General features: G+C 61.7%; 18 protein-coding genes. 6 read left to right on the top strand and 12 right to left on the bottom strand.

Translation table 11 applies throughout. The features are described 5' to 3' along the window. Positions 1–227 precede the first annotated feature (227 nt). Positions 228–1,148, top strand: coding sequence for a lipid kinase YegS (gene yegS, locus CI807_RS28125; protein WP_016976319.1), 921 nt, complete (start codon positions 228–230; stop codon positions 1,146–1,148). Here yegS and CI807_RS28120 read toward each other — a convergent pair. The 3 genes from CI807_RS28120 to CI807_RS28110 form a co-directional block, all read right to left on the bottom strand. Further along, complete coding sequence (locus CI807_RS28120) at positions 1,107–1,766, bottom strand: response regulator transcription factor (protein ID WP_061449176.1); 660 nt, start codon at positions 1,764–1,766, stop codon at positions 1,107–1,109. The genes yegS and CI807_RS28120 overlap by 42 nt on opposite strands. After that, the gene (locus CI807_RS28115; protein ID WP_095017101.1) at positions 1,763–2,653 is read right to left on the bottom strand and encodes a sensor histidine kinase; all 891 of its coding nucleotides are present in this window, start codon (positions 2,651–2,653) and stop codon (positions 1,763–1,765) included. The genes CI807_RS28120 and CI807_RS28115 overlap by 4 nt, the downstream gene beginning before the upstream one ends. Positions 2,654–3,023: 370 nt before the next feature. Further along, on the bottom strand, positions 3,024–3,473 hold the full coding sequence (locus CI807_RS28110) for a hypothetical protein (RefSeq protein WP_177409608.1): 450 nt from the start codon (positions 3,471–3,473) through the stop codon (positions 3,024–3,026). A gap of 540 nt (positions 3,474–4,013) precedes the next feature. Here CI807_RS28110 and CI807_RS28105 point away from each other — a divergent pair. Together CI807_RS28105 and CI807_RS28100 are read left to right on the top strand one after the other, a co-directional pair. After that, the gene (locus CI807_RS28105; RefSeq protein ID WP_028617303.1) at positions 4,014–4,949 is read left to right on the top strand and encodes a chemotaxis protein CheV; all 936 of its coding nucleotides are present in this window, start codon (positions 4,014–4,016) and stop codon (positions 4,947–4,949) included. A gap of 39 nt (positions 4,950–4,988) precedes the next feature. Further along, positions 4,989–5,795 carry an MOSC domain-containing protein gene (locus tag CI807_RS28100; RefSeq protein ID WP_095017100.1) on the top strand — a complete coding sequence of 269 codons (807 nt, stop codon included), beginning with the start codon at positions 4,989–4,991 and terminating at the stop codon, positions 5,793–5,795. A gap of 66 nt (positions 5,796–5,861) precedes the next feature. Here the strand turns inward: CI807_RS28100 and CI807_RS28095 are convergent, their stop codons facing one another. The 8 genes from CI807_RS28095 to CI807_RS28055 form a co-directional block, all read right to left on the bottom strand. Further along, entirely contained in the window at positions 5,862–6,146 is a 285-nt protein-coding gene (locus tag CI807_RS28095; protein WP_010208796.1) for a pyrimidine/purine nucleoside phosphorylase, read from the bottom strand. Between the two features lie 186 nt (positions 6,147–6,332). Beyond that, a complete protein-coding gene (locus CI807_RS28085; RefSeq protein WP_016976325.1) occupies positions 6,333–6,875 on the bottom strand; it encodes an exonuclease domain-containing protein in 543 nt (180 codons plus the stop codon). Between the two features lie 73 nt (positions 6,876–6,948). Beyond that, positions 6,949–8,832 (bottom strand): acetyl/propionyl/methylcrotonyl-CoA carboxylase subunit alpha, encoded by a 1,884-nt coding sequence (locus tag CI807_RS28080; RefSeq protein ID WP_095017099.1) that lies wholly within the window; start codon positions 8,830–8,832, stop codon positions 6,949–6,951. A gap of 363 nt (positions 8,833–9,195) precedes the next feature. Further along, positions 9,196–9,957: an enoyl-CoA hydratase/isomerase family protein gene (locus tag CI807_RS28075; protein ID WP_095017098.1), complete on the bottom strand. Its 762-nt coding sequence runs from the start codon at positions 9,955–9,957 to the stop codon at positions 9,196–9,198. Continuing rightward, on the bottom strand, positions 9,954–11,111 hold the full coding sequence (gene atuD, locus CI807_RS28070; protein ID WP_016976328.1) for a citronellyl-CoA dehydrogenase: 1,158 nt from the start codon (positions 11,109–11,111) through the stop codon (positions 9,954–9,956). Before atuD ends, CI807_RS28075 begins: the two co-directional genes overlap by 4 nt. 45 nt (positions 11,112–11,156) lie before the next feature. Continuing rightward, positions 11,157–12,773, bottom strand: a complete 1,617-nt coding sequence (atuC, locus tag CI807_RS28065) for a geranyl-CoA carboxylase subunit beta (RefSeq protein WP_095017097.1) — start codon at positions 12,771–12,773, stop codon at positions 11,157–11,159. Positions 12,774–12,776: 3 nt separating this feature from the next. Beyond that, entirely contained in the window at positions 12,777–13,649 is an 873-nt protein-coding gene (locus CI807_RS28060; RefSeq protein ID WP_061449171.1) for an SDR family oxidoreductase, read from the bottom strand. Between the two features lie 13 nt (positions 13,650–13,662). Then, entirely contained in the window at positions 13,663–15,441 is a 1,779-nt protein-coding gene (locus CI807_RS28055; protein WP_095017096.1) for an acyclic terpene utilization AtuA family protein, read from the bottom strand. Between the two features lie 153 nt (positions 15,442–15,594). Between CI807_RS28055 and CI807_RS28050 the strand changes: the two genes are divergently transcribed. Further along, positions 15,595–16,218, top strand: a complete 624-nt coding sequence (locus CI807_RS28050) for a TetR/AcrR family transcriptional regulator (protein ID WP_095017095.1) — start codon at positions 15,595–15,597, stop codon at positions 16,216–16,218. Between the two features lie 94 nt (positions 16,219–16,312). Then, complete coding sequence (locus CI807_RS28045; RefSeq protein ID WP_095017094.1) at positions 16,313–17,104, top strand: ABC transporter substrate-binding protein; 792 nt, start codon at positions 16,313–16,315, stop codon at positions 17,102–17,104. Positions 17,105–17,208: 104 nt separating this feature from the next. Here the strand turns inward: CI807_RS28045 and CI807_RS28040 are convergent, their stop codons facing one another. Continuing rightward, positions 17,209–17,760 carry an RNA polymerase factor sigma-70 gene (locus CI807_RS28040; RefSeq protein ID WP_005789991.1) on the bottom strand — a complete coding sequence of 184 codons (552 nt, stop codon included), beginning with the start codon at positions 17,758–17,760 and terminating at the stop codon, positions 17,209–17,211. A 302-nt stretch (positions 17,761–18,062) separates the two neighbouring features. Here CI807_RS28040 and CI807_RS28035 point away from each other — a divergent pair, with 302 nt between their 5' ends. Next, positions 18,063–18,815, top strand: a complete 753-nt coding sequence (locus tag CI807_RS28035) for a thioesterase II family protein (RefSeq protein ID WP_095017093.1) — start codon at positions 18,063–18,065, stop codon at positions 18,813–18,815. Positions 18,816–18,853: the final 38 nt, after the last annotated feature.

Raw genomic sequence — 18,853 nt, 5'->3', positions numbered from 1 at the left:
CCCCCCAAATCACTGTCGGATTACGGGCACACCGAGCCTAGGCGAGGTGCCGAGTGTTGGGGCAAGAGCCCTTTGGTTACTTTGGGGCTCTTTTCCAAAGTGACCCGCCGTAAGGGCGGAACCAATATCAGCCGTTGCCAAAAAAATGGATATGCCCCCAGTAAACCAAACCCCCTCCCCAAAGGTCCCATCCTCCAAGCACCTTTGAATCCTGGAGTAACCCACCAATGACCACCCCCAAAGCCCTGTTGATCCTCCACGGCAAGCAAGCCCTCAACGAGGACGTCCGCACCGCCGTGCAGGCACGGCGCGAGCAGGGCGGCGAGTTGGCGGTGCGGGTCACCTGGGAAGGCGGCGACGCCCAACGCCTGGTCAACGAAGCCCTGGCCGACGGCTACACCCACATCATCGCCGGCGGCGGCGACGGCACCTTGCGCGACGTCGCCGAAGCCATGGCCCAAGCCAAGACCGACGCCAGCCTGGTGCTGATGCCCCTGGGCACCGCCAACGACTTCGCCAAGGCCGCCGGCGTGCCGCTCGAACCCGCCCAGGCCCTGGCGCTGCTGGACGTACCGCCAAGGGCCATCGACCTCGGCCAGGTCGGCGGACAAATCTTCCTGAACATGGCCACCGGCGGTTTCGGCAGCCAAGTCACCGCCAACACTTCCGAAGACTTGAAGAAAGTCCTGGGCGGCGCCGCCTACCTGTTCACCGGCCTGACCCGTTTCAGCGAGTTAAAGGCTGCCTACGCCGAACTGGATGGCCCCGATTTCCACTGGAAAGGCGAGCTGCTCGCCCTGGGCATCGGCAACGGTCGCCAGGCGGGCGGTGGCCATGAGCTATGCCCAGGCGCCATGGCCGATGATGGCTTGCTGGATGTCAGCATCCTGCCCGCCCCTCAGGAGGTGGTCGGTACCTTGCGTGAGTTGATGAACAACGGCTGGGGCCTCGACACCATGTTTGTGCGGGCGCGCCTGCCATGGGTGAATATCAAGGTCGCACAGGGCCTTTACATCAACCTGGACGGCGAGCCGCTGGAGGGCGATGACCTGCACTTCGAGGCGTTGCCCAAGGCCCTGCGCGTACACCTGCCGGTGGATTCGCCGTTAGTCGTCCAGGCTGATGATCTGCTCGCGCACCGCAAATAACACCAGCCCCGCCACGTCGAAAATCTGCAGGCGCTTCATGATCTGCGAACGGTGCGCTTCCACGGTCTTGATGCTCAAGCCCAAGCCGTGGGCGATTTCCCGGGTGGACTTGCCGCGCACAATCAACCGCAGAATCTCCAACTGCCGCGCCGTGAGGTTGTGGCTGTGGCCGGCCGGGGTAGTGGGGCCCTGGCTGCGTACCAGCGCCTGGTTGATCACCGTGTGGGCAATCGCCGGGCTGAGGTAGCGCTCGTTGTTGCGCAGGGCCAGCAGCGCGTGTTCCAGCTCGTTGGCGGTGGTGTCCTTGAGCAGGTAGCCATGGGCGCCGGATTCCAGTGCGCACATGATCAGTTCCGGGTCGGTGTGCATCGACAGGATCAGCACGCGACTCTTGGGGTAGGCGCGCTTGAGTTGCTGCAAGGCATCCAGCCCACCGGTGTGTTTCATCGACAGATCCAGCAGCACGATATCCGGCAACAGGGCGCTGAATTGCTCCAGCAACTGCGCGCCATCGCTGGCCTCACCGACCACCGTGTAGCCGGGAATGTCCTGGACCAGCGCGCGTACGCCGGCCCGGATCAGTGCATGGTCATCCACCAGGAGTAATGTGCAGGTCACTCGATAACCTTAGGGGAACTGGCCCGTTCGAGGGCGCGGGGCGCCCAGGGGAAAAGCGCGTCGATCCGTGTCCCTTTGCCTGGCTGGCTGTTGACGGATAACGAACCGCCAAGCTGATCAATCCGCTCTGACATGCCAGCCATGCCCCGTTGGCCTTCCAGGCCCGGGTTGATGGCCGGCGAAAAGCCCTGGCCGTCATCGCAGATACTCAGCGACAGGCCCTCGGGCAGGCGTTGCAGGCCTACCAGCAGATTGCGCGCCTGGGCGTGGCGTAGCATGTTGGTCACTGCTTCCTGGGTGATGCGAAAGGCCGCTACGGCCATTTCTTCCGGAATGCCGGTGAGCCGCTGCTGGCATTCCAAGCTCCAGTGAATGGGGGTGTTTTCCAGGGTCTTGAGCAGATGCGCGCGCAGGCTGGCTTCCAGGCCCAGGCTGGCCAGCTGGCGAGGGTTGAGGATGGCGGAGACGTCACGCACCTTGGCCAGGGTTTCATTCAGGGTGTTGCACAGCACCGTGCACTGGCTTTGCAAGTCTTCGGGCAGGCGACGCTTGAGCCATTCACTTTGCAGCTTGGCGGCGGTGAGCAGTTGGCCGATGTCGTCATGCAATTCGCGGCTGAGGCGGTGGCGTTCGTTTTCCTGCACTTGCAGCAAGCGATCGGCCAGTTCCTGGGGCTGGAACTTGATGGACTTGCGCGAGTGCCACTGTTGCAAGCCAACCACCACCAGCGTGGCCAGGTTGAGTAGCACCAGCAGCGGTAAAGCGGCGGAGAAACTGTAGGCCCACAGGCTCAGCAGCAGCGAGCCAAGGCACAGGGCGAGGATCAGACGGCGTGCACTGCTGCGGGACGCGGACCTTGCGATGAGTGTCTTGAGGTAGGCGTACATAGCGGATGGAGCCAATGAAGGTTCGCTGCGGGAAGTCCGGTCACGGCGGCTGACGGGGCTCTGTTTGGAACGCGTTATCGAATCGTTTTTATGCATGATGAAGTTGAGCCACTTCGAGTGGGGCATAGTACCACCACTATTACCGTTGGTCGCCTTGTGCCGTGCCTGGCAAGGTTATTAACTGCGCAAATGCTCCGGGCGGTATTCCCAGAGTTCATGGAGTAGGGGAGTTATATTATTTCTGTTTGGATGTATCGATATTACCGTTACTGGCTAATTGATATCTTTGCCCGCGCGATTCAGCTCAACTGGATTAATGAGGGGTGTCGTTTTCAGACAACTTCCGGTTTAAACGCGACCCGATATCCGCTCAAGACACGTGGTGCATACGTTGCTGCGGTTTAAAACTGAAATTCTTTTGCGGAATATGCAGTGTTACGGTAGCAATCAACGTCGTCTGCTCAGTTTCGTCCAGCGCCAATTGGCCTGTTTTCACATCAATCAACTCCAACTGCCAGGCCAGCAATTTCAGGCATTCTTCCAAGGCGTTCAAGGCTTGATCATGCAGTTGCAACGGGCTTTCGGCATTGGCGATCAGGTACTGGATATGCCGCGAGAATTCGCTGATCGCTTGCAGGGCAAGGCAATCGGCTTTCTCAGCGAGCTTGATCAGGCTGACCTTCATGCAGTCGATGGCGTCACTGTCGTTTCGGATCAAATGCAGGTGGCTCAGGCACTCTTCCGACTTGACCAGCAGCTTTTCAGCTTCATGCAGGAATTCGGGAAGAGCAAGTTGCCACTCGTTACCGTCGTTCATCATGCAAGTCTCCACAACATAAGGTCGGGTGATGAGATGTCGCACCGGGTGAATGGCTTAAAAGTAGCGCTGAAATATGACTGGAATCTGTAGGTTGCTTCTGAGTTTTTAGTAGGACGTTTATTAGAATGACGGCGACGGCTGTGCGCGGCCCTCATAAGCGGGGTCAATTGCACACCTTCAATTGCCGACATCTGGATGTCTGGAAGGCCCGTGGGCCGTGGGCTTGGGATGGCAAACAAAAGCCTGACTCCATTCATGCATTGAGAATGGCGTCACATTAATGGCTATTAGATATTGCGAATATCAGGTTGGGCCTGATTGTGCATAGGGGAATCCCTTACATGGCGGAACTTTGCATCGAATAGAATGTCGTGCAACGTCGCCGTACCGCTCTCTGGAGAGGCCAGCGCAGTAAACCATGATGTCAGTGTGACATCAATGGATTTACGTGGCATTTTACACGGGTCAAGGTCTGGCGCTTGCCGCCGATAACAAGCCTTAAGTGAGCTGCACAATCCCTTAGCGCATCAGGAGCTTTTAATGGCCGGCATTCTCGACACGGTAGATCAACGCACGCAACTGGTGGGTGAGAATCGCCTGGAGATCCTCATGTTCCGCCTGTTCGGGCGTCAGCTGTTCGCGATCAACGTGTTCAAGGTGCAGGAAGTCCTGCAACTGCCCAAGCTGACCTTGATGCCGCAACGCCACCCCTTTGTGTGTGGCGTGGTCAACCTGCGGGGCCAGACTCTGCCGGTGATCGACCTGTCCCAGGCCATCGGCATGCGCCCGCTGGTGCCGGGCCCGAACAGCACCATTATCGTTACCGAGTACAACCGCTCGGTGCAGGCGTTCCTGGTGGGCGGTGTGGACCGCATCGTCAACATGAACTGGGAAGCCATCCTGCCGCCTCCGACCAGCGCCGGTCGCCAGCATTACCTCACGGCTATCAGCAAGGTCGACGACCAGTTGGTGGAAATCATCGACGTGGAAAAAGTCCTGGCCGAGATCGTGCCGTACAACGCCAAGGTCTCCCGTGAAAAACTCGAAGACCCGGTGCTGGAGCGTGCCCGTGGCCGTGAAGTGCTGCTGGTGGATGACTCCAATGTGGCCCTCTCGCAACTGCGCGACACCCTGGGCCAACTGGGGGTGAAGATGCACATCGCCAGTGACGGCCTCAAGGCGCTGAACATGCTCAAGGCCTGGGCCGACGCCGGCCACGTAATGACCGACAAACTGCTGATGATCTTCACCGACGCCGAAATGCCCGAGATGGACGGTTATCGCCTCACCACCGAGATCCGCAACGACCCGCGCCTGCGTGGCCTCTATGTAGTGCTGCACACCTCGTTGTCCGGCAGCTTCAACGACTCGATGGTGAAGAAGGTCGGCTGTGACAATTTCCTGTCCAAATTCCAGCCCGACAAGCTGGTGGACGTGGTGCGTCAGCGTCTGATGCTGGACGAAGCGCCCGCTTGACCTTAGGGTGATGGCTTTGCCCCTCAGGAATGCAGGCCCATGCTTCGTCTCAGCGCGTTGTACCGTTACCCCTTGAAGTCCGGCAAGGCCGAAATCCTGCAGCACGTCGGCCTGGATAAACTCGGGGTGGACGGGGACCGACGCTGGATGCTGGTGGATGAAGCCAGCGGGCGGTTCCTCACGCAGCGCGCTGTGGCCAAGATGAGTCAATTGTCGGCGCTGTGGAACAGCAGCGGCGGCCTCACACTGAGTTCGCCGGGCTACGCCGCGCTGGACGTGGCGCTGCCGGGTAGCGATGCCGAATTGCGGGGTGTGACGATCTGGCGTGACACTCTGCGCGTACCGGACGCGGGCGACGCGGCGGCGGCCTGGGTCAGCGACTTCATCGGCAAGCCGACGCGCCTGGTGCAAATCCCCGTTGAACGCGCCCGCACCACCCAGGCCGGTTACGGCAAGGACGACGACCAGGTCGCGTTTGCCGACGGTTACCCGCTGCTGGTGATCGGCCAGGCGTCGCTGGACGATCTTTCACAACGCATCGGCCGCCCCATGGAAATGTTGCGCTTTCGTCCCAACCTGGTCATCGAGGGCAGCGCAGCCTTCGCCGAAGACGGCTGGAAACGCCTGCGCATCGGCGACGTGGAGTTCCGCGCGGTCAAGCCGTGCTCGCGCTGCATCCTCACCACCATCGACCCGCAGACTGGCGAGCGCAGCGCAGACCGCGAACCCTTCGCTACGCTGGAGGCTTACCGCAAGACTGAGGATGGCGCGATTTTCGGCCAGAACCTGGTCAACGATGGCATTGGCCGCCTGGAAGTCGGGATGCCGGTGACGATCTTGGAATAGTTTTCTTCACGCATAAAAAATGCCCGTCTCCTGCGAGACGGGCATTTTTTTGCTGCCGGAAAACCCTTAGCCGCGGTATTCGCACAGGTAAGCAGTGTCCACGGCGACTTTCAGCTGGAACTTGCTGTTGGCTGGCACGTTGAACTGGCTACCGGCGGCGAAGGTTTCCCACTCGCTGGCATCCGGCAGTTTGACGGTCAGGGCGCCGGACACCACGTGCATGATTTCACGCTGGGCGGTGCCGAACTCGTATTCGCCGGGGGCCATGACGCCGATGGTCGCCGGACCTTCTGCGGTGCCGAAAGCGATCGACTTGACAGTGCCGTCGAAGTACTCGTTGACTTTAAACATGGGCGATTCCTCGGAAAAGGGGTTGATGCTTTACTGTAGGAGCGAGCTTGCTCGCGAAGATCGTCAACGATAACGCGGGTAATCTAAATAAACGCGGAGCCTGGGCGTTCTTCGCGAGCAAGCTCGCTCCTACAGGTAAGCATCACCAAAAAGGGCGTCCAGTATGCCCAAGGGCAGAGGAGCTGCCTAGACCGGCAAAATCAGCGGCAGCAGGCGCGCCGTATTGCGCGCATCCTCCAGCGCCCGATGTTGCTGGCCATGAAACTGCATCCCCGCCAATTGCAGGGCGCCATTGAGCCCCAAGGGCTTGTCCAGGCGGCGGGCCTTGGCGAAGCGTTGCTTGAGGTTCACATGGGGCGTGGAGGCGAGTGCGCTGGCCAGGCCATGGCGTTGCCATTCCAGTTCCAGTTGCTTGCGATCGTAATCGCCCCAGCTGGCCCAGCCTTCCAGGCGCGGCTGATGCTGGCCCAGCCAGCGCTCGAACAGAGGCCACACCTCGGTAATCGGCGCCGCGCCATCGATGTTGGCCTGGGTGATGTGGGTCAGTTGGCGACAAAAGGGCGTCAGCAATGGCCGGCGCAGCGGCCGCACAAAGCGCTGGAAGTGGTCCAGCTCGCGGCCCTGGCGGTTGACCAGGCTCGCGCCGATCTCGATGACTTCCATCTCCGTCACGGGCCAGCCACCTTCATCCGTTGTGGCTTCAAGGTCAATAATCAGCCAATGAGGCATCGTGCAGGTTCCCGTACTCTTCCCTTTCTGTTGGGGATAGAGCGTAGCCCGGCCCTGTAGTTCCGCCTAGGGGCTAGACGATCTCCAGCAGAACCTGACGATTGCGCACCTGATCACCGGCAATTACTTGCACGCCTTTGATCACGCCGTCGATACCGGCCGTCAGCGGATGCTCCATTTTCATGGCTTCGAGCACCAGCAGCAGTTGGCCTTTGGTCACGCTGTCGCCGGCGCTGACCCGCACATCGACAATTGCACCGTCCATCGGCGCCTTGACCGTGCCGCTGCTGGTGGCGGCCTGGCGGCTGGCGACTTGCTGGGTGCGGTTAATCACCTTGAGGCCGGGCAGCCACAACTGATTGGCGTCGAGGTGATAGGTGGTGCGGCGCCGGATACCGTTGAATACCAGGGTGGCGTGGCGGCCGTCGGTGGTGAGTTGCAGTGGCTCAGCGCTGACGGTGTGGATGTTCCCGTTGACCTCCAGACGATACGTGCAAGGCGCGCTGGCGTTGTTGCGCCATCCCGCCAGGCCTTGGGGGTGCTGGTTGGCGCTGTGCTGGTAAAACAGCGCGGCGGCCAAGGCGAGCTGTTCTGTTGATGGCGTCAGGGGCGGGATTTCACGGAAGTGCTCAGCGATAAACCCGGTACTGAAATCGCCGCCAACAAAGTCCGGATGCTTGAGCAAATCCTCCAGCAGCGGCTGGTTGGTCGCGACCCCTAGCAACACCGTGTCTTCCACCGCCCGTAGCAGTTTGCGTCGCGCCTCTTCGCGGGTGGCGCCATGGGCGATGATCTTGCCCAGCATCGGGTCGTAGAACGGGCTGATGCGTTGGCCTTCGATCACGCCATGGTCGATACGCACGCCAGTGGCTGGGTCCCAGCGCAACACATCGCCGGTTTGCGGCAGGAAGCCTTGGGTCGGGTCTTCCGCGTACAAGCGTACTTCCATGGCATGGCCACTGAGGGTGACGTCGGCCTGTGTCAGCGGCAGTGGTTGGCCGGCGGCGATCTGCAGTTGCCAGTCCACCAGGTCGAGGCCGGTGACCAGTTCGGTCACCGGGTGTTCCACTTGCAGGCGCGTGTTCATTTCCAGGAAGTAGAAACGGCCATCGCGGTCGAGCAGGAACTCCACGGTGCCGGCGCCAACGTAGTTCACCGCGCGCCCGGCCTTCAGGGCGGCTTCACCCATGGCTTGGCGCAACTCGGGCGTCATGACAGGGCAGGGGGCTTCTTCGATGACTTTTTGATGGCGACGCTGGATCGAACAGTCGCGCTCGCCGAGGTAAATGAGGTGGCCGTGGCTGTCGCCAAATAGCTGGATTTCGACGTGGCGCGGGTCGATCAGGGCGTGTTCGAGGATCAGTTCGTCACTGCCAAAGGCGTTTTTGGCTTCCGAGCGGGCGGTGTGCAGGTTGTCCAGCAGGTCTTTCGATTGGTGGACGAGGCGCATGCCGCGACCGCCGCCGCCGGCGCTGGCCTTGATCATCAGGGGGTAGCCGATGCGGTCGGCTTCCTGTTGCAGGGTGGTGTCGTCCTGGGCGCTGCCTTGGTAGCCGGCGATGCAGGGGACGCCGGCTTTGAGCATGGCGAGTTTGGATAGGCGTTTGCTGCCCATCAGTTCGATGGCCTCGACGCTTGGGCCGATGAAGGTGAGGCCGGCGTGTTGGCAGGCGCGGGCGAAGTCGGGGTTTTCGGAGAGGAAGCCGTAGCCGGGGTGGATGGCGTCGGCGCCTGTGCGTTTGGCGGCGTTGAGGATGGCTTCGATGTTGAGGTAGGACTGGTGGACGGGGGGCGGGCCGATGGGGACGGCTTCGTCGGCCATCTGGACGTGCAGGGCTTGGGTGTCGGCGTCGCTGTAGATGGCCACGGTGCGATAGCCCAAGGCCTGGGCGGTGCGTTGGATGCGGCAGGCGATTTCGCCGCGGTTGGCGATCAGGATTTTTGTTAGCTGCGGCATTTTTGGGCTCCGGGTACATATCCGTTGTTTGGGTAACGGCTGCTATGGGTTCCGCCCTTACGGCGGCTCACTTTTGAAGAGCGCAAAAGTAAGCAAAACGCTCTTGCCCCAACACTCGGCACCTCGCCTAGGCTCGGTGTGCCCTCACTCCGGCTTGAATCCGTGGGCCGCCGCCACGCGCCATCCATGGCGCGGGGCGGCTAACCCGGCGTCCTGCCGGGTTACCCACGGATTCAAGCCTGCGTTCGGCCAGCGTGTTTGACGGGGCGCCCAAAATCAAAAGCGCGGCGGCCTGGTAGCCGACCGGTGTTGTATGGGGTGTGCTCGGTTCAAAATGTGGGAGCGGGCTTGCCCGCGAAGGCGTCATCTGCACCACTTCGGTTTCCGCTTCTGCACAAACGCCTGCGTCCCTTCAATCCCTTCCTCACTCCTCACCGCTTCGGCAAACCACTGCGCGCCGCGATCCAGCACCGTTTCAAGCGGCTCATCCACGCTCGCGAGCAGCAGCGCTTTGGTCCGTGCATTGGCGCCTGGCGCACACTTCAGGACCTGGCTCAATACTTCATCCAATCGTTCTGCCAGCGCCTGCGGATCGCGCTCGGTAAAGTGCACGACGCCCAGTCGCTCGGCCTCTACGCCATCAAAGCGCGCGGCGGTGAGTGCCAAGCGGCGTGCCTGGGTCAGGCCAATTCGCTTCACCACAAACGGGGCAATCTGCGCCGGTAACAAGCCCAGGCTGGTTTCCGGCAGGCCGAATTGCGCCTGGTGATCGGCGATGGCGATATCGCTCACGCACGCCAGGCCAAAACCGCCGCCCAGTACCGCGCCTTGCAGCACCACGATCACCACTTGCGGCACGGCTTCCACTGCCTGCAGCAAGGTGCCAAATGCGCGGTTCAGTGCCTGGAGTTGATTGCCCGCGGTGACCAGGTCCTTCACATCCGCCCCGGCGCAAAAGTGCCCGCCCGCGCCGCTGATCACCACGGCCCGGGTCTGGCTGTCCAACTGCGCCAGCACGCTGCGCAGTTCATTGACCATTGCCAGGCTCATCGCGTTGCGGCTTTCCGGTCGGTTGAGGGTGATGTGCAGCACGCCGTTATGCGGTTCAAGCAGCAGGGTGTTCATGATTTTTTCCCCGGCAAGGTGCCCATCAATTTGCAGATGATGCCCAGCATGATTTCGTCGGCGCCGCCGCCGATCGAGACCAGGCGCACATCGCGATAGGCGCGGGCCACTGGGTTGTCCCACATGAAGCCCATGCCGCCCCAGTATTGCAGGCAGCTGTCGCTGACTTCACGGCCCAGGCGCCCGGCCTTGAGTTTGGCCATGGAGGCTAGTCGCGTCACGTCCTGGCCTTTGATGTATTGCTCGGTGGCCTGGTAGACCAGCGCGCGCAGGCATTCGATTTCGGTGGCGAGTTCGGCCAGGCGAAAGTGGATCACCTGGTTGTCGATCAGCGCCTTGCCGAAGGTCTGGCGCTCTTTGCAGTATTCGATGGTGCTGTCGATGCAATGCTCCAGGCCCTTGATCATATTGGCCGCGCCAAACAGGCGTTCTTCCTGGAACTGCAGCATCTGCATCATGAACCCCGCGCCTTCGTGGCCGATGCGGTTGCGTTGCGGCACGCGCACGCCGTCGAAGAATACCTGGGCGGTCTCGGAGCTGTGCATGCCGAGTTTTTCCAGGGGCGGGCTGACGCTGATGCCGGGGGTGTTCATCGGCACCATGATCAGCGATTTGTTGATGTGCGGTTTGTCGTCGGAGGTGTTGGCCAGCAGGCAGATGAAGTCGGCGCTGGGCGAGTTGGTGATCCACATTTTGCTGCCGTTGATCACGTAGTCGTCACCGTCCTTGCGCGCGTGGGTCTTGAGCCCGGCCACGTCGGAGCCGGCGCCGGTTTCCGAGACGCCGATGCAGCCGACCTGTTCGCCGCTGATCGCCGGGCGCAGGAATTCGTCGCGCAGTTCATCGCTGCCGAAGCGGGCGAGGGCGGGGGTGCACATGTCGGTCTGCACGCCGATGGACATGGGGATGCCGCCGCAGCGGATGGTGCCGAACTCTTCGGCGGCGACGATGGAGTAGCTGTAGTCCAGGCCCATGCCGCCGAATTGCTCCGGCTTGGAAATGCCCAGCAGGCCGAGGTCGCCGGCCTTGCGGAAAATCTCGTGGATGGGAAAGCGCCCGGCTTTTTCCCATTCGTCCACATGGGGGTTGATCTCGCGGTCGACGAAGGCGCGGACGGTGCGGCGCAATTCCTGGTGTTCCTGGGTAAAGATCATTTTTATTGTTCTCCTTGTCGCGACGCGGAGCGTCTCGGGCGAAATTTAGAGGCGTGCTACACCGAAGGTATTGGCTTGCAACTCACGCACCTCGGCTTCGTGGCAGATATCCAGCAGAAAGCCCAGCAAGGTTCGTGTATCCCGTGGATCAATCAGCCCGTCATCCCACAGGTTCGCGCTGCCATAAAGTGCGGTGGACTGGCTGTCGAGCTTCTGCGCGGTGACCTGCTCCAACATGTCCAACACCTTGGGATCCGGCACCAGGCCGTCCTTCAACTGCTTGGCCTCGGTGACAATACGCAGCACCTTGCCCGCCTGCGCACCGCCCATCACCGCCGTGCGGCTGTTGGGCCAGGCGAAAATGAAGCGCGGGTCGAGCCCACGGCCGCACATCGCATAGTTGCCGGCGCCATAAGAACCACCGACCACTATCGTCAGTTTAGGCACCCGTGCATTGGCCACCGCCTGGATCATCTTCGCGCCGTGCTTGATCACCCCTTGCTGCTCCGACTCGGTGCCGACCATGAAACCGGTGGTGTTGTGCAGGAACAGCAACGGCGTGCGGCTCTGGTCGCACAGTTGGATAAATTGCGCGGCCTTGCTAGCGCCCTTGGGCGTGATCGGGCCGTTGTTGCCGATCACACCGACGGCGCGGCCCTGGATGTGCAAGTGGCCGCAGACGGTGTGGGCATCGAACTCGCCTTTGAATTCGAGGAAGTGCGAGCCGTCAGCCAGGCGCGCGAGGATTTCGCGGACGTCGTAGGGTTTTTTCGGGTCGTCGGGGATCAGGCCCAGCAGTTCCTCGATGGGATACAGCGGCTCTGCGTAGGTGCGTTTGGGCGCCAATGGCAGGCGATCATTCCAGGGCAACAGACCGACGATCTCCCGCGCGATGCGCACGCCATCCGCATCGTTTTCCGCCAGGTATTCGGCGGTGCCGGCGACTTGTACGTGCATCTCGGCGCCGCCCAGCTCCTCATCTGTCGCCACTTCACCGGTCGCGGCCTTTAGCAGCGGCGGCCCGGCGAGGAACAGCTTGGCCCGGCCACGCACCACCACCACGTAATCCGACAGCCCAGGCTGATACGCGCCACCGGCCGTGGCCGAGCCGTGCACCACCGTGATCTGCGGCAAGCCCATGGCCGACATGCGTGCCTGATTGGCAAAGCTGCGCGCGCCCTCCACGAAAATCTCTGCGGCATAGTTGAGGTTGGCGCCGCCGCTTTCGGCCAGGGTCACCACCGGCAGTTTGTTCTCCATGGCGATCTGTTGCAGGCGCAGGGATTTCTTCAGGCCGGTGGGGGAAATGGTGCCGCCCTTGATCGCGCTGTTATTGGCCACCACCAGCATGCGCACGCCGCTGACGTAGCCGATGCCGGCGATCAGCCCACCGCCGGCGGCGCTGCCGTCCTTGTCATCGTGCAGCTTGTAGCCGGCCAGGCTGGCCAGCTCCAGGAACGGCGCGCCGGGGTCCAGCAACAGGTTGAGGCGCTCGCGGGGCAGCAGTTGACCGCGCTTGTCGAACTTGGGTTTGGCTTCCTGGGCCTTGCTCAGCAGATTGCCTTCCAACTGGTGCAGTTGGGCGATGGCGGTCAGCATCGCGTCACGGTTTTGTGCGAATTGAGCGCTGTGGGCGTCGATCAGGGATTCAATCACCGGCATGGTCTATTGCTCCGCCTTGAGCACATCCGGCAGGTAGGCGCGGTGAAAGCCATTGAAGGGCTCGCTCGGCGCCTGCGCCTTGTGCAACGGCCAGGCGCGGCTGCCCAGGCTGGCCGCGCCGTCGATGCGCAGAGTGCTGCCGCTGATAAACGCGGCGGCGGGGCTGAGCAGGAACACGATGGCCGCGCTGACTTCCGATTCGGTGCCGATACGCTTGAGCGGCACGTGTTCGCGCAACGTCGGGATCACCGCCTTGAACGCGCCTTCGTAGGTGTCCATGCCGCTGGAGGCGATCCAGCCCGGCGCCACGGCGTTGACCCTTACCCCGGCGTAGCCCCATTCGAAGGCGGCGGTCTTGGTGAAATTGTCCATGCCGGCACGCGCCGCGCCCGAGTGGCCCATGCCAGGCATGCCGCCCCACATGTCGGCGAGCATGTTGACGATGGCGCCGCCGTGCTTGCTCATGGATTGGTTGAACACTTCGCGGGCCACCAGGAAACCGCCGACCAGGTTGGTACGCAGCACGGTTTCGAAGCCTTTTTGATTGATCGCGGCCAGCGGCGACGGGTATTGGCCACCCGCATTGTTGACCAGGCCGTGGATCGGTCCGTGCTCATGAATGATGTGTTTGACCAGCGCCTTGACCGCTTCTTCATCGCGTATGTCGCAGGCCTGCCACGCGGCGCTGCCGCCATCTTCGGCGATCTCGATGGCGACGTTTTGCAGTTTTTCCGGCTTGCGTCCCACCAGGATCACCTTGGCACCCAGGGCGGCCAGTTCATGGGCGGTACAGCGGCCAATGCCACTGCCGCCGCCGGTAACAATCACGGTGTGACCCTGGAACAGGTCGGCTTTGAAGATCGAGTCGAAGGCCACGGCAATGCTCCTGTCAGGTGAGTGAATCTGCGATGTGCTGCGGCACGGCGATAGGGATTTCCAGCAGTTGCTGGGCGAAGGCTTTACCTTGCGGGTCGATGCGCAGGCTGGCGATGCCGCCGCCGCCCAGGGCGTTTTCCAGCAGGAAGTTGAGGCTGTGGCTGCCGGGTAAATACCAGCGCTCGACCCTACCGTGTAGGGGGTCCAGCACGTGGCTCATCCAGTCGACGATCACTTCCGGGGTCAGCGCTTCGGCGATCCATGGCAAGTACTCGGGATCGCGGGCGATCACGCCGATATTGCTGTGGTTGCCCTTGTCGCCGGAGCGCGCCACGGCCAGTTTCACCAGCGGTACGCTGGCGTCGGCGCGGTCTTGGGGTTTGGGCGGGGCAATCGGTGCTTCGGGCAGAGCGGGGGCGTCGGCAATCGGCAGGGTGCAGGCATGGCGTTCGCCCTGGAAGTCGATCAGCAGCTCGCAGGCGGATTTATCGATCAGGAATGAAAACAGCCGGATCACCGGGTACACGCTCGGTCGTCCGCCGACGATCCCGGTCAGGCCCGGCGCCATGCCGGTGGCGGCTTGGGCGATCTCTCGGGCGAACAGCACCAGCGCCTCTTTACTCGGGTGACGCACCGCCAGTTTTACCACCACTTCGCGGCAGTCCTGGCGCCTTGCGTGGGCGCCATAGGTCGCTTCACTGCCGAGCAGTTCGATATTCACCTCGGTGTACGGCGTCCAGCCGCGTTGGCTGAACAGCTCCGAGGTCTTGTCGATGATCGCCTGGCTGACCCGCTCGGCCTTCGCCACCGCGTCAATCCCGGCGATCAGGCAACTGGCGGTGCAGCGGAAGCCGTCCGGGTAGGTCGCGCTGACCTTGTACTGATCGGTGGGTGGCAAGCCCTTGGCGCCGTGCAGGCGCACGCAGTTTTTGCCCTGCTGCTGCAATCTGACCTGGCTGAAGTCGCAGATCACGTCCGGCAGCAGGTAGGCGCGCGGGTCGCCGATTTCATACAGCAACTGTTCGGCCACGCTGAGTTCGCTGATCAATCCACCGGTGCCGTCGACTTTGTTCACGGTGAATTGGCCATCGGCGCTGACTTCAACGATCGGAAAGCCGATGTGTGCGTAGTCCGGCACATCGCGCCAATCGGTGAAATTACCGCCGGTGCATTGTGCGCCGCATTCGATGATATGCCCGGCCAATGCTGCCTGGGCGAGGCGGTCGTAGTCCTGCCAGGACCAGTCGAACTCATGCACCAGCGCAGCGCTGACCACGGCGCTGTCGACCACGCGGCCGGTGATGACGATATCCGCGCCCAGGGCCAGTGCTTGGGTGATGCCCGGTGCGCCGAGGTAAGCATTGGCGGACACGCACGCGGGCGGCAAGGGTGTGCCGTTGAACATGTCCGTAATGCCGTGCAGTGGCTTGAGCTGGGGAAGCAGGTCATCGCCCAGCAGCACGGCAATTTTGAGTTCGACACCCGCTTTGTCGCAGGCCGCTTGCAGGGCAGCGGCGCAGGCCTGGGGATGGATGCCGCCAGCATTGCTGATCACGCGAATGCCCTGGCGTTGGATATCCGCCAGCAACGGCGTGAGCACGTCGACAAAATCCGTGGCGTAACCCGCCTGGGGATCCTTCATGCGCGCACCAGCGAGGATCGACATCGTGACTTCCGCCAGGTAGTCGAACACCAGGTAATCCAGCGTGCCGCCATGCACCAACTGGGCGGCGGCGGTGCAGGTGTCGCCCCAGAAGGCGCTGGCACAGCCGATACGAACCGTCTTGCTCATGAGAAATCCTTCCTCGAATGGCTGTGGGCGAGACTACCAAGCAAGCGCTTGGTTTGTAAACTCCAGTCACAAGTTTTAGCCAAGCGCTTGCTTGGGTGGCCGCCACGGCCTAAATTGCCGGCCAAGACGTCCGTGGAATTAGAGGAGAGAGGCATGGATGAGCATAAAGCCCTGCGGGTGATGCGCACCATGGTCGACGGCGGCCAATTGACCGACCCCGACAGCGCCCGCGGCAAGCTGCTGCAGACGGCGGCCCACTTGTTTCGCAACAAAGGCTTCGAGCGCACGACCGTGCGCGACCTGGCCAGCGCCGTGGGCATCCAGTCCGGCAGTATCTTTCACCACTTCAAGAGCAAGGACGAGATCCTGCGCGCAGTGATGGAAGAAACCATCCACTACAACACCGCGATGATGCGCGCGTCCCTTGAGGAAGCCACTAACGTGCGCGAGCGCGTGCTGGCGCTGATCCGCTGCGAATTGCAGTCGATCATGGGCGGCAGCGGCGAGGCCATGGCGGTGCTGGTGTACGAATGGCGCTCGCTGTCGGCCGATGGTCAGGCCCAGGTGCTGGCCCTGCGTGACGTGTATGAGGCACTGTGGCTGCAGGTGCTGGGCGAGGCCAAGGACGCCGGTTACATCAAGGGCGATGTATTCATCACCCGACGTTTTTTGACCGGGGCGTTGTCGTGGACGACCACCTGGTTCCGCGCAGAAGGCAGCATGACCCTCGAACAACTGGCTGAAGAAGCCCTGTTGATGGTTTTGAAGGCTGATTGAAGTGCAAGCTATTAATTTGGCGGTAGAAAGTTGTCTCGCCAGACAAAAACGCCTAGCTTATTGCCATTAGTGTTTTTGAACGGTGTGTGCCTTGATGTTTTCGCCATGGCGGCTGGCTGCAGGACTTACCTTTTGGGCACTGGGCACCGCGTGGTGGATGCCAGCCTCGGCTGCGCAGTTGGTGCGCATCGGCGCGGCGCACTTTCCACCCTACACCGTGCGCCCGGAGCAGGGCGCCGATACGGGTTTGCTGCCGCAACTGGTCGAGGCGTTGAACGCCGCGCAAACCGATTACCAGTTTGTGTTGGTGCCTACCTCTATCCCTCGACGTTTCCGCGATTTCGAGCAGGGCCGAGTCGATATGGCTATCTTCGAAAACCCCGCCTGGGGCTGGCAGAAGATTCCTCATACCAGTGTCGACATGGGCCTGGAAGACGCCGAAATCTTCGTCGCCCAGCGTGAGCCCGGCCGTGATCAGGATTACTTCGCTGACTTGAACGGCAAGCGCCTGGCGGTATTCAGCGGTTATCACTACGCCTTCGCCAACTTCAACCCCGACCCCAAGTACATGGCCGAGCACTTCAATGCCACGTTGACCTACTCCCATGACAGCAACCTGCTGATGGTCGCACGCGGGCGTGCCGACATCGCCTTGGTGACGCGTTCGTACTTGAGTGACTTCATGGTGCGCAACGCGGATATGGCCGGGCAGTTCCTGGTGTCGGAACGCATTGACCAGGTCTATCACCACTACGCCTTGCTGCGCCCGAAAGCGCCGATTACGGGGGAAGCGTTTGCCGCATTGCTCAAGCGTTTGCGCGATGATGGCGAGATGCTGAAGATTTTCGAACCGTATCGCATCGATGTAACCGCTGTTCCTCTGTAGGAGCGAGCTTGCTCGCGAAGACCGCAAGAATACCGCGTCAATGCTGAATCAACGCGGCGCGTTCAGGTTCTTCGCGAGCAAGCTCGCGCCTACAATGACGGTCATCAGACCCGACGTGCAAACGTATCGCTATGGCTCCCCGACACCTTGCGGCAGTGCACCAGCGCATCCCGGATCATGAAGTTCACCAGGGTCGGCGAGACGCCGAGTTCCTTGGCGATGTCCTTTTGCGGCACGCCGTGCAGGCGGTACATCTCGAACGCGTAGCGGGTGCGTTGCGGCAGCTCCGTCAGGGCGTCGGCGATGTTTTCCAAGGTGTTGAAATTGATGTGCGAGGTTTCCGGTGAAGCGCCGTGAATAACCACATTCAAGCCTTCCTCTTCCGTCCCGGAGTATTTGAGCTCCAGGGCCTGCTTGCGGTAGTGATCGATGGCCAGGTTGCGCACGATCTGGAACAGATAACTCAATTGAGCCTTGAACGATGACGTGATCGTCGGTGCCGACTGCAGCCGGAAGTAGGCGTCCTGCACTACGTCTTCGGCACGGGAGCGGCAGCCGGTAATGCGCGCCGCGATCTTCACCAGGATCAGCCGATTATCGACGAATGCCTGGAGAAGCGGTGAGTCGCACCTGCCTGTGGATACTTGTTCCGTCATGGAAATCACCTTGTCGCAAAAGAGGTTAGGGGAGGGCGTCCTTGCTGAGGCCTCCTACACATCGGGCAACAAATTATGCTGAATGATAATGATTGTCAAATGAGAAGGCGAACTAATCTTATGCTTTCTTGTTAGGTGTGAACCACGTCTCGCTCGTACCCGGCGACTAATTATTTGCCGGTGCCGTCCGTTCTTCTGGGTGACAGGTCCGTTAGCAATACGGCCAAGGATCAGCACCCGCAGGAGGACGAAATGGGTTTCTATCGTGCATACAGCGTGTTTCAGTTTGGAGTCGTCACTCGATGAGTACGCCGACCCGACTGCGCCTGTTCTGCCTGCCCTATTCGGGCGCCAGCGCCATGGTTTACGCGCGCTGGCGCCGGGCCCTGCCTGAATGGTTGCAGGTGTGTCCGCTGGAATTGCCAGGGCGTGGCATGCGCATGGACGAGCCGTTGCAGCGCGATATCAAGGCCTTGGCGGCCCAGCTCGCGGACGAAATCAGCCACGACTTGAGCGGTCCCTACGCCTTGTTCGGTCACAGCCTTGGCGGCCTGCTCGCCTTCGAATTAGCGCATGCGTTGCGTGCGCGCAACGTGCCGCCGCCGCTGGCCCTGTTCGCTTCCGGAACGGCCGGGCCGGCGCGTCGTGACGTCAGCGAGTACGCCATCGAAAAGACCGATGAACAACTGATCGCCCGCCTGCGCGAGCTGCAAGGCACCGCTGAAGAAGCCTTGGCCAACCCCGAGTTGATGCAGTTGATGCTGCCGATCCTGCGCGCCGATTTCCTGTTGTGCGGCAGCTTCACCTACGGCGAGCGCGCACCGCTGGGCATGCCGATCCACGTGTTCGGCGGCAAGCAGGACAGCGTGCGCGCCGACCAGTTGCTCGACTGGCAACTCGACGCCGCCAGCGGCTTTTCCCTGGACATGTTCGACGGTCACCACTTCTTCCTCATGCAACACGAAAGCGCGGTGCTGCGCTGCATGCGGCGCTACGCCGACGAACACCTGGCCCGCTGGCGCAATGGCGCGGCACGGTCACTCGCCGTCGGCTGAACAAGCCCCCCCGAATTCTTGAATTTCCCGTAAGCCGA

It is taken from the genome of Pseudomonas sp. NS1(2017) (assembly GCF_002269425.1).
In the GTDB taxonomy this organism is placed as follows: Bacteria; Pseudomonadota; Gammaproteobacteria; order Pseudomonadales; family Pseudomonadaceae; genus Aquipseudomonas; species Aquipseudomonas reactans.
The sequence above is the reverse complement of the archived record's forward strand: the minus strand, read 5'-3'. Positions and strand labels throughout refer to the sequence as shown.